This is a genomic window from Faecalibacter rhinopitheci (genome assembly GCF_015234135.1).
Taxonomy (GTDB): domain Bacteria; phylum Bacteroidota; class Bacteroidia; order Flavobacteriales; family Weeksellaceae; genus Empedobacter; species Empedobacter rhinopitheci.
Map to the genome: position 1 here is coordinate 272,254 of NZ_JADGIK010000002.1, position 12,624 is coordinate 284,877.

The 12,624-nt window shown below is 29.0% G+C and carries 6 protein-coding genes; 4 read left to right on the forward strand and 2 right to left on the reverse strand.

What is annotated here, in order from left to right:
• Window positions 1–172 precede the first annotated feature (172 nt).
• From IM532_RS04055 to IM532_RS04065, 3 genes are all read left to right on the forward strand, one after another.
• Window positions 173–2,224 carry a carboxy terminal-processing peptidase gene (locus tag IM532_RS04055; protein WP_194182164.1) on the forward strand — a complete coding sequence of 684 codons (2,052 nt, stop codon included), beginning with the start codon at window positions 173–175 and terminating at the stop codon, window positions 2,222–2,224.
• Window positions 2,225–2,226: 2 nt separating this feature from the next.
• Window positions 2,227–3,339 (forward strand): ABC transporter permease, encoded by a 1,113-nt coding sequence (locus IM532_RS04060; protein WP_194182165.1) that lies wholly within the window; start codon window positions 2,227–2,229, stop codon window positions 3,337–3,339.
• Between the two features lie 248 nt (window positions 3,340–3,587).
• Entirely contained in the window at window positions 3,588–7,835 is a 4,248-nt protein-coding gene (locus IM532_RS04065; RefSeq protein WP_194182166.1) for a T9SS type B sorting domain-containing protein, read from the forward strand.
• Between the two features lie 32 nt (window positions 7,836–7,867).
• On the opposite strand, the gene IM532_RS04070 is transcribed toward IM532_RS04065, so the two are convergent.
• Together IM532_RS04070 and IM532_RS04075 are read right to left on the reverse strand one after the other, a co-directional pair.
• Window positions 7,868–9,070, reverse strand: coding sequence for a serine hydrolase domain-containing protein (locus tag IM532_RS04070; protein ID WP_194182167.1), 1,203 nt, complete (start codon window positions 9,068–9,070; stop codon window positions 7,868–7,870).
• A gap of 89 nt (window positions 9,071–9,159) precedes the next feature.
• Entirely contained in the window at window positions 9,160–9,903 is a 744-nt protein-coding gene (locus tag IM532_RS04075) for a TrmH family RNA methyltransferase (protein ID WP_194182168.1), read from the reverse strand.
• A gap of 6 nt (window positions 9,904–9,909) precedes the next feature.
• Between IM532_RS04075 and tamL the strand changes: the two genes are divergently transcribed.
• The gene (gene tamL, locus IM532_RS04080) at window positions 9,910–12,588 is read left to right on the forward strand and encodes a translocation and assembly module lipoprotein TamL (RefSeq protein WP_194182169.1); all 2,679 of its coding nucleotides are present in this window, start codon (window positions 9,910–9,912) and stop codon (window positions 12,586–12,588) included.
• Window positions 12,589–12,624 lie beyond the last annotated feature (36 nt).

A 12,624-nucleotide genomic window follows, 5' to 3' on the forward strand; every position in this document is an offset into this window, starting at 1 on the left:
TCTATTTGTCAATGCAAAAATCTTAATTTAATTATTAATTTGATTTATATTTGACTAAAGATTTTATAATATTAATTAATACCCAGAAAAACTTTATATGCTAGTTAAAAAAACGTATATCTTATTATCGTTTTTATCAATGAGTTTATTGGCCTTTTGCTTTTGTAAACCAATGCTAGATAATGATGACGAGAAAGAAAAATTAGTGATTAAGAACACACGTAACACTCTTTCTTATTTACACTATAAACCTGCACAACTTGATGATAAATTTTCAGAAAATGTGTTTAATAAATACATTGAAAATTTAGATCCTTCTAAGCGATTTTTCTTACAAAGTGATTATGACGCATTTGCTGTAGATAAACATAATTTAGATGATTATTTTAAAACAGAAAATCTAAGTTTCTACAACAAAACAGTCGATACAATTTATCTTCGTATCGCAGAAGCAGAAAAATATGCAGAAGAAATTTTAGCAAAACCATTTGATTTTACCGCTAAAGAAGATTTAATCATTGATTCTAAAAATCAAACTTATTCTAAATCTAAAGCTGATTTAAAGGATAATTGGAGAAAATATTTAAAGTACAATGTATTATTGGAAATCAATTCTATGCAAGATGATTTAAATGATACGAAGAAAAATGATTCTGTAAAAATTGTTTCAGAAGAAAAAGAAAAGAAAATAACTAAAGACACTCCTTTTGCTGAGATTGAAAAAATAGCACGTGAAGATGTTAAGGAATTAATTTCTGACTATTTCCGTCGTCTAAAAAAACGCAAAAGAAGTACATATTTCACTGTCTATGTAAATGCACATACAGAGCAATATGACCCACATACAAGTTATTTTTCACCAACAGACAAGGAAGATTTTGACATCTCTATGTCAGGTCAGCTAGAAGGAATTGGAGCTAAGTTACAAGATAAAAAAGGGTATGCTACAATTGCAGAGCTTGTTGTTGGTGGCCCTGCTTGGAAAGGTGGAAAACTTGAAGTTGGTGATCAAATTATTAAGGTTGCGCAAGGTAAAAAAGGTGAAGCTGTAAATATTGTAGGAATGATTTTGGACGAAGCAATTCGCCTAATTCGTGGTAAAAAAGGAACTGAAGTTATCTTAACTGTTAAAAAGAAAGATAGCTCAACACAAGAAATATCTATCATTCGTGATGTAATAGAATATGATGAAACTTTTGCTAGATCTTCTGTTGTGATGGATGCAAAAGGAGATAAGTATGGAGTAATATATTTACCAGAATTTTACACTTCTATGGGAGATGCAAATGGTAGAGATCCGTCGGTGGATATAGAAAAAGAAATTGAAATTTTAAAGAAAGAGAATATTAAAGGTTTAGTATTTGATGTTCGTAATAATGGAGGAGGATCTTTGGAAGAAGTAGTTCAAATTTCTGGCTTATTTATCAAAAATGGTCCTATTGTACAGGTGAAACGTAGTGATGGGATGATGAAAATTCATGAAGATAAAGATAATTCTATTGCTTACGATGGTCCATTAGTTATATTGGTAAATGAATTGTCTGCTTCTGCTTCTGAGATTCTTGCTGCAGCAATGCAAGATTATGGTAGAGCTGTAATTATTGGTTCTCCACAAACTTTTGGAAAAGGTACAGTACAAACAATGTTACCACTAGACCAAAGAAATAGAAGTGATGAGTTTGGAGCAATTAAATTAACTATACAGAAATTTTACCGCGTAAATGGTGGTTCTACACAATTAAAAGGTGTTAACTCAGATATTTCTATGGTAGATCAATTTACATATAGTGATATTAATGAAGGCTCTAGAGCGGAAGCATTAGCATGGGATCAGATCGGTGCATTAACTATCCAAAAATGGACTAATCCATTTGATTTAAATGTTATTAAAGCCAAAAGTGCAGCACGTCTTAAAAACAATCAACATTTAAAAATGATTGACGAAAGCATGAAAATGGTTAAAACAATGGAAGACACGAAAAAAATTCCATTGAATCTTAACGATTATAAAGCTTTCCGTAAAGAAAGAGAGAATAAGATTAAAAAATATGAAATCTTAGATAAATACAAAAACAATTTTAAAATCTCTATGAATGCTAAAGATATGGAAACAGCAAAAACAGATACTGTATTTAAAGCTAGACGAGAAAATTGGATAAAAAATTTAGAAAAAGATTTATACTTAGAGGAATCAATTAATGTTTTAAGAGATTTAAGAAAATAAAAATGGATCAAAACTCAGGTTCTTTAAGTCAAATCGTATTTAAAAAATTAAGAAAGAGCCCTATTGGGCTCATTTCTTTTAGTATAATTTTATTAGCTGCTTTAGTTACAATATTTGCCTATTTTATTGCAACTGATAAGACAGCAAATGCTAATAGACAAGATTTAGCGATTGCATATGCACCTATTGGACATAAACAATTAACCTTAGAAATTCCATTACCAAATTATACGGCAACTAAAAGTGTTAATGATTATTTCTTTGGTAAGGAAATAGATTCAGAACATATTAGTATATCGTCCTATAAAATAAATTCTAATACATTACAATATATCCCATATTTAGGAAACGGATTAAATGGAGAGACTATAACTTTACCTTTATCACACTGGACAGATTACAGCCTTGAAATAAAAGATATTGAATCTAAATTTATTTTTAATAAAACTTATTTATTGGGTACGGACAGCTATGGGAGAGATTTTTATTCTAGACTAGTTATCGGGACGCGAATATCATTTTTAATAGGTTTTATTGCTGTCTTTATCTCAATATTTGTAGGTATTACTCTCGGCGCATTAGCGGGCTATTATAAAGGTAATATTGATAATATAATTATGTGGTTTATCAATGTTATATGGTCAATCCCAACTTTACTACTTGTCATCGCAATAACTTTAGCAATCGGAAAAGGTTTTTGGCAAATTTTTATTGCTGTTGGCCTTACGATGTGGGTAGAAGTTGCACGTGTGGTAAGAGGTCAATTTCTTTCTTACCGCGAAAAAGAATTCGTTGAAGCTGCACGTGCTTTAGGATTCAACGATTATAATATTATTTTTAAACAGATAATGCCAAATATAATTGCTCCAGTTATTGTAATTTCTGCCGCCAATTTTGCATCGGCCATATTAGTAGAAAGTGGACTTAGCTTTTTAGGAATTGGAGCACAACCTCCTACTCCATCTTGGGGAAATATCATAAAGGAACATTATGCCCATATTATCTTAGATAAACAACATTTGGCCATATTACCTGGATTAGCAATTATGATACTAGTATTAGGTTTTAATATTTTCGGGAATACACTCCGTGATTTAATGGACATCAAAAATTAACTATAAATAGCGATTCAAATTCTGAATCGCTATTTATATTATTGGTTATAAATTGATTAAATTTGAATCAAACTAACCCTATGAGAAAAATATTTACCTTTTTTTTCCTCTTTTTTAAAATTTCATTTCTTTTATCACAACAATGTAGTTATATAAAAGATCATAACGGAATTTCAAATATAACTTCCATTGGGTGTAATTATAATTTCCTAAATAATACTTGTATAAGGTTAGATTCAAATTTCCCTTTGTTATTAGACACTAATATTTATGAAGCTTTAGAAAGTTCTACTTATCAACCTTCTGGCTCGTACATTGCAGGCTTAGCATTACAAGCAAATGACGATGATAAATATTTTAAACGAATTAATTTAAATACAATTGATACTGAACCATTTGCTTTTAGCTATTATGGTAATGTCGTAAATTCATTTATAATTAGTACGAACGGATACATCTCCTTTAATACAAACATAAATGAGGGCGATTATAGCACTCCAGTTTTAAATGATAGAAGTATACCAAGTATATATCTTCCACAAAATTCTATTTTTGGTTTATATCAAGATTTAATATTTTCTTCAGAAACCGATTCAGAAATATATATAAATGTAATAGGAGAATACCCTTGCAGAAAATTAGTAATTAATTTTTATAAAGGTATAATTACAGGAACTAATCAAACTTCAACTTTTCAGATTGTATTACATGAAACTAAAAGTGATATAGAGATTAACATTGAAGATAAACCTATCCCAAATACTAGCTCAAGATTTAATCAAAGTTTAATTGGAATAACAAATGCAAATGGAGAAGGTTTAGCTGCTCCTAATAAAAATACTGGAGTATGGGCTGTTAATCAATCTTCATACTTATTTAATCCAACAGGTAACACACTATCACCAAGAAATATACAGTGGTCTAATAATATAAATAATACAACTCAAGGTACTAATTCTATTAACATCTGTAATATATCACCGTCAATTTATACCGCTAAAGCAAATTATCTTTTAAGCTTTGGGCAAACATTTAGTATTACAGATAAACATATAATACAATTTGCAAACGACTATCCTAGACCAAAAAATCATAAAGCAATTATTTGTGAAGGATCATCCGCTTTAAATCAAGCTAATTTCTATGAAAGTATCAATAGCCAACCAAATCATAACTTATTTAAATATAAATTTTATATAACCGAGAATGATGCGAAAAATAACAATTCGAATTATTTACCCGAAAATCAAATACTATTATCTAATCAAACATACTTTGTTCGGATAGAGAATAAAAACGATTCTTCATGTTTTGGCATTTCAAAATTAGAATTAACTACAACAAATACTTTTCCTTCGCAAGTGGAAATATGTGATTTAGAAAATGATAAACAAGAAGAATATATTTTAGCTAATTTAAATTGTCAATTATTTTCAAACGTAACCAATGTTACCAACATTCGATATTATGTAAATAATGGTACAACTCCAGTATCTACAGCAGTTTTAACAGAAAATACTGAGATTAAGGTACAATATAATTTGCCTGGTTGCACAGATTATACCTCAAATATTATCAAAGTTAAGTTTATAGAAAGTCCAAAATTTAATACGAATGAATTAATTTTTGAATCCTATGACGAATTATTTGACGTCGTTACCAATAACAATCCTCCTAAATTTGAACCTTTTGATTGGCAAGAAGAATTTACACAACGTGGAATCACAATTTCTACACAAAATGATGTAAAAAACTTAAAGATTTTCAATACTTATGAAGATGCAAAAAACAATAGAAATGCATTAAATCGTATAAAAGAAGGAGAAGAATTATTAGATTATAAATACGATTTGTTTATAAGATTAGAAAATTCGAAGGAAGATTGTAAAGGGAATTGCTTTAATATTTTACATGTTAAAGCAAGAGTAAAATTCAAAAAAATTATCGTAAATATAAATGACAATGATCCAGATAATCCACCAGATGATCCATCTATCTACGATGAGGAAGTAGCCCATGTGTATTTATGTGCGAATAAAACATATAATTTAAATTTCAGAGATGATGTTCTAAGAATTTTTAAAGTAACAAATTATGATATTAATAAATTAGAGATTACTTTTCATTCTAACTATAATTCTGCAAATAATCTCGAGGATATTGGAATCGCCAATACTTACCAAACTACCGATTATACTTCCATTGATATATATGTTCGGTTAAAAATAAATGATGGCAATAATAGCTTAAAACAATATGTTGTAAAACAGCTACAGTATCGATTTTTACCTTATGATATCACAACGAATAGCATAGAAATTTGTGTAGATTATGAAGTTATTGATAAAGAAATTATCTTACAAAACTATTTATCATTAATACTTCCTAATACAATTTTATCATTAAATCCTAAACCAACGATAGAATTTTTTGAGGACCAATTAGGCACTAAAAAAATTGATAGAATTTTAGCAAATCGTATAAATCAAAGGGTTTGGGTGAAAATAAAATTTGAACAAACCGAAAATACATGTGAAGAAATAAGCGCTTTAGATATCAAATTAATTGCCAACGAAGGGATCAAAAAAAGAGAACATGAAGTAAAAATTACATGTGATAATAACTTTGATGGGAAAGAATTTATAAATCTATTAGACTATATTCCTGAGTATGTTGCAAATCCTGAGAATTATTCCGTTAAATTTTACAGAAATTATAATCCCCAGACTAATGTATTTTCTAATCAGATAAATAATCCTACAAATTTTGAAATTACTACTAATACTAAAGTTTTTATTAGTATCACAGAAAAAACAATTTCTACAAAGTGTGAGCAGCCACTAAGCCTGAATATCATTTTTTCGACAAACGAACATGATCAAATCAGACTTGAAAAAAATTCTGTCCTGTTATTGTGTAACGAGGCAAATGAAGCTTTTGTCTATTTTGATTTAGATGAGGCTATTCCTCAACTTTATTTACCTGAAAATAACCCTGATTTTTCTACATTGATTAGTAAAGTTATTTATTATGAGAATTATGAAGATGCTATTTTAGGTAATGTAAACGTAATAACAAACTGGAATAATTTCGCACTTCCCTCAACTTTACCACTAAAAACGGTCTATGTTCGTTTCGAAAGTATACACGGATGTTATAGCATTACTCCTATTCAATTAAAAATTATAGGGATTATAAAACTAAAAAATGATATAGAAATTGAAATATGTGACGATAATTTAGATGATATTTACACCTTTAACTTTAGAGAATGGATCAATTCACGAACAAAAGACACAAACATAGAAAATGATTTATTAACAGACCCTGACACTAATAAATTTGCAGACTATAAAATCTATCTAAATCAAGAACATTATAATAATGGTATTTTTCTGACTAGCGAAGAAGAAGAAAATTTTGAATTAAACCTCGATATTCATCAAACGATAATACTAGAAGCTACGGTAGCTGGAGGTTGTATAGATTATTTACCTATAAAGTTGAATTACATCACAAAACAACCAAATGAATTTACAATATCTCCTATTTGTGATGAAGAAAATAACGGTAGAGAGGAAATAGATTTAACTATTTTTCAAACTAATTTCTTGAATTCTACTTTTAAATATTATAGAACTTTTGCTGATTTGACAAATGATATAAATATAATTGAAGATCCTTTAAATTATGAATTTGATGAATCATTTGGAACGAAAGTATATTTTAAAATATATGAGGCAGGAAGCTTATGCCCTAGCTTAGGTATAATTAATATACAATTGATAAAAGTTCCTATGGTAGCAGTAGATAATTATCTTATTTGCCCAGGAACATCCATTCTGATTGAACCAGATTATAAAAATTGGAAAATCACTTCCTATGAATGGTTAAATGAAAAAAATGAAGTTATAAGTACTAATTCAACTGTCGAAATTGCAGAAGCTGGGAAATACACACTTAAGTTAAAAGAAGAAAATGGTTGTTTTTATATTGAAGATTTTACGATTTCTCATTATGATTTACCAATATTAGTTGAAATTATATATCAACAAAACACTGCGAATATTATCGCTCAAGGAAATAGAAAAATTTTATATTCTATTGACGGAATTAGTTGGCAAGAGAATAATACTTTTGAAAATTTATCCCCTGGAATACATAATTTTTATCTAAAATATGAAAACGAAGATTGCATTATTGGGCCTTTTAAAGGATTAATTCCTATTATATTTAACACCATTACTCCTAATGGAGACGGTTATAATGATCTATGGATTATAAAAGATTTAAATGTTTTTGAAGGAAAAATTGCACAACTCGAAATATTTGATCGTTTCGGAAAAACTATCTATACACAGCATAGCAATACAGAACTTACATGGAACGGGAAAGTTAATGGAAATCCAGTTCCTTCTACTAGTTATTGGTATAAAATTACATTACCTGACGGAAGAACTTTTACAAACTATATAAATGTAATAAACAAAAAATAATAAAAAAGCCCTTTCTTAAAAGGGCTTTTTTATTATTTAATTGAATCTTTTTCAGGAACTTTTAGAGGATAATTATCATGTATCCCAGCTAGTCTAAAAGCGCTATAAATCGATTTATTTTGTCGGTTACCTAATGCAATTACTGTAAATTTATTTTTAGTATCGTGTACAAAAACTGTATTATTCCCGTGCCACCAACCATTATGGTACAATAGTTTTTCATTATTTTCATATTCAAGCAATCGCATAGCTAATCCATAATTCTTATACCCTTTCGACTCATAGCTATATCCTTTATAGGCCTCATCTTTTATCGCTTTCGATAAAAATTTATCAGAATACATTGCTTGATCTAATTTAAATAAATCTCTAGGTGTTGAATAAACGTTTTTATCCCCATAAGTTTTATCTAAATGATCCCAATTCCATTTTGAACCAGCATAGCCATAAGACTCGGAAACGATGTCTTTGTGTTTATCATATTCAAAAATAAATGTATTTTTCATGCCAATTGGATCAAAAACCATGTATTTCATAGCTTGCGGAAATGGCATTTTCTGAATTTTTTCTATAATTAACGCTAATAAAACAAAATTTGTATTAGAATAGAAGAAACCAGAATCTACTCTTCTTACCAATCCAACATTATTATTCGCAAATACTTCTAGAACTCCTTCGTTAGTAATTGGATTTGCTCGATCTTCTAACTTTTTCTCATACAATACATTTGCATAATTTGGTAATCCACTGCGATGATTTAGTAAATTTCTTACCGTAGTTTCTTCGTACGGAAACGTCGGCAAATATTTTTGAACCTTATCATCAAGTTTCAATTTATTATTTTCTACTAATTTTAAAATTGCTACACCAGTTAAAACTTTTGAAATGGATGCAATATGAATAGGTGTATCCGCAGTTAGTGGAGTGTTCTTCCCTACATTAGCTAATCCTGCGTATTGTTCAAATATTATTTTACCGTTTTTAGCTACTAATAATCCACCACTAACATTAGAACTCTTCCAAAAATCAGTATGAAATTTAGCTACTCTATTACGATATAATTCTACTTCTTGAGCAGTTAATACCGGATGTTTTGTTTCCTGTGACCAATCTATAGAATCAAATCTAACGGGTGCATTTGGATCTATTATTTGAGTTGTTTTTTTGTCTGTTTCTTTTCCACAGCTTATAAAAGCTAATGCAAAAGAAACAGCAATAACACCAATAATTCTCATTTAAAATAATTAATCTGTTAAATACTTAGACAGCGAAATTAGTATTTATTTGTATTTATAAAATAAGAATTGCTTTAATTATTATTTTTTTAAGACTTTTTTGAAAGTTGAGATTTAAATTCTCCTAAAATTACGCTTGTAGCAACAGCTACATTTAAACTTTCTGTATTTCCTTTATTCCCAAAAAACGGAATACTAATCTTATGACTTGTAATCTTTTCTATTTCTTTAGAAATACCATTAGCTTCATTCCCCATCACTAAAATTCCTTCTTGAGGTAATATATTTTCGTAAATTGAATCACCTTCCATAAAAGTTCCAAAAATAGGACCTTTATATTCCTTCAGATATTCAGCTAAGTTGATATAATGTACATTAACACGAGAAAATGAACCCATGGTAGACATAATAACTTTAGGATTATATAAATCTACAGACTCTTTTGTACACAAAATATTTTCTACCCCGAACCAATCTGCCAAACGAACAATTGTACCAAGATTTCCTGGATCTCGAATATCATCTAATGCAATTGCTAAACCTTCAAAATTGGTTAATTTTGGATCTGATGGAAGTTCGCATAAAGCTAACCCTACATTAGGAGTTGTTAAAAAACTAATCTTTTTTAAATCCTTTTCTTCTATAAAAGTTTTTTTAATTGCAATTTCATCAGGCCATAAGTCTTCAGTTATAAACAATTCCTTTACTTTTATAGAACTTTTTATAACTTCTCCTATATTTTTAACACCTTCTACGATAAACAAATTATATTTTTGTCTATATTTTTTAGAACTTAAAGAAGTTATTATCTTAATAACGTTATTTGATAACATATTTTTATGCATAAAAAAATCACAGCAAATATAGCACTTATCTATAGCTTAACTCTAATTTTATCAGGTTGTAGTACAACTGAGAAAGTTCCGGATGGGGAATATTTGTTTGTAAAAAATAAATTTCAATACGATAAAGAGGATACTGATATCAAGAAAAAAGAAAAAATTATTGATGCAGACCTTAGTAATTACGTCAAACAAAAACCTGCTGGTAAATTCTTAGGAGTTATCCCATTATGGCAATGGATGTATAATTGGTCTCCTAAAGAATTGGACCAAACTTTTGAAGAATATTATCGAGAGGATGAATCTAAAAGAAATCAAGCATTATTAGATAGTATTTTAACTAAAAACGGCCTAGATAAATATGTAGGAAAAGGTTTAACCATCGAACGCTTTTTTTACAACCGTGGAGATGAGCCTGTTTTATTAGATGAAGAATTATCAGAATTTTCTGCAGAAAATTTAAATCGTCTTTTTCATGATAAGGGCTATTTTGATTCTAAAGTAAAAGTTTCTTACGAAAAAAATGAAGAAACTAAAAAAGCTAAGACTTTATATGATATAAAACTGGGTGACCCATCTTACATAGAAACCTTTAATAATAAAATATTTGATCGTGAAATTGAAGAATTCTTAACCCAGGATAGAAACCAATACAATGGGATTAATCTTTTTGGAAAAAGAAGACAAACAAAAACCAATTATCTTAAAGAGTCTAAAATTGTTGCAGGCAATCAGTATGATTTTGATAATTTTGAGGCCGAAAGGGATCGAATTGTAGATCTTTTAAAGAATAGAGGGTATTATGACTTTAATGATTCTGGAGAAGATTTATATTTTGAAGCAGATACTTTAAAAAGTAATAAAAGATTAGATATTACTCTATTTATTGACAAATTTATACAAGATACTATTATAAAAGATAGTACAAAACAGTTTGTTAAATACAACTGGGGAGAAATAAATATCTACACAGATGCACGCAATAATAATGATATAAATTTTGACTCAATAGAAACAATAAATCATGAAGGATATAATGTGCACTATACGAAAGACCATAAGTATAAACCTCATTATTTCTCGGATGCATTTGTTATACGACCAAATCAAACTTATAGACAAAGACAAGAAATTCAAACAAAGAGAAATATATTTAAACGTGAAAATTTAAATCTCCACAAATTTGATATCGTAAAACGTGATTCTTTATTAGATGTTAATGTCTACTTCTCTCCTAAAAAGAAATATGATTTAAATTTATTTTTTGAAAGCTATGCTTCTCAATACATGAATTTTGCGATATCTCCTGGGGTTACTTTAACTACCAGAAATATTTTTGGTGGAGGAGAAAATCTAGAAACAACCCTAAAAGGTAATTTAGGTTCGGTGGATAAAGATTTTACAAATAGTTCTGGTTTTCTAAATGCCTATGAAATTGCATTAGAAACACGACTTAAATTCCCATATCTCTTAGCTCCTAAATTCCTAAAAGAGTTAGTTCCGCGTCGTTTTGTAGCCGAATCATCTTTGCGTATGAATGCTAGTACACAAAAAAATGTAGGTTTAGATCGTGTTTCATACGGATTTGGGTTAGACATCGATTTAACAAGTGGAGAATTCCAACACAAAATATCCGTTTTTAATACTGAATTTGTAAATAATTCAAAAAAAGACAGGTACTACACTATTTTCCAAGCAGATAACGAACGTAAAGATAAGATTATTACCAATTATTTTAATTACGATGATACTTATTACAACGAATACATAGGTGGATATATTACTGATGATGAAATCACTGATATTATACAAAATGATTTGTACTACAGAAATTCATTAACTGATCAAGATGCGAAAGATTATATCGCTTTCGAAGATATGCTTTACCGTAAAGCAAGTATCTCTCAAAACGTATTAATTAATTCGTTCATCTACCAGTTTACTTATAACCAAGAAAATGCTTTCAGAACAGTTCCTAATCCTTGGTATGGATCATTTCGAATTGAATTAGCTGGAAATCTACTTAGAACTTTGGACAGAGCATTTGGCTTTAATAAAGGTCAAAATGAATTGAATAAAGAAACAGGAATGGTATTCGGTATTCCTTATTCGCAGTTCATCAAAATGGATTTTGAAGTGCGTAAAAAATGGAAATATAGTTCAAAATCGCAAATTGCTACTCGCGCTATGTTTGGATTTATTAAACCATATGGTAATACAGATTTCACACCTTTTGTACGAAGTTATTCTGCTGGTGGTGCCAATGATGTACGTGGATGGTGGCCCCTAACATTAGGTCCAGCTGACCGTACGAGATTAGAAGGTGTAGAACGCGAAAGTTTAGCTTTTGAAAGCATGAAACTACTTTTTAATGCAGAGTATCGTTACCGAATGACAGATATGTTTGAGGTGGCATACTTTTTAGATGCAGGAAATATTTGGTCGGTAAGCAAAGAAAGAGAAGAATACAGATTTAAGTTTAATGAATTTTATAAACAATTCGGAATTGGTACTGGAGTCGGATTGCGAATGCATATAGGTAATTTTGCAATTGTACGTTTTGACCTTGGATATAAATTATATAATCCCGCATACGAAGAAGGAAATCGATGGCAATTTGATAACCTAAATATTCTTAAACCAAGATTACACTTCGGAATTAATTATCCATTCTAAAAAAAACTTATATTTGTTTAATAAAATACAAACACA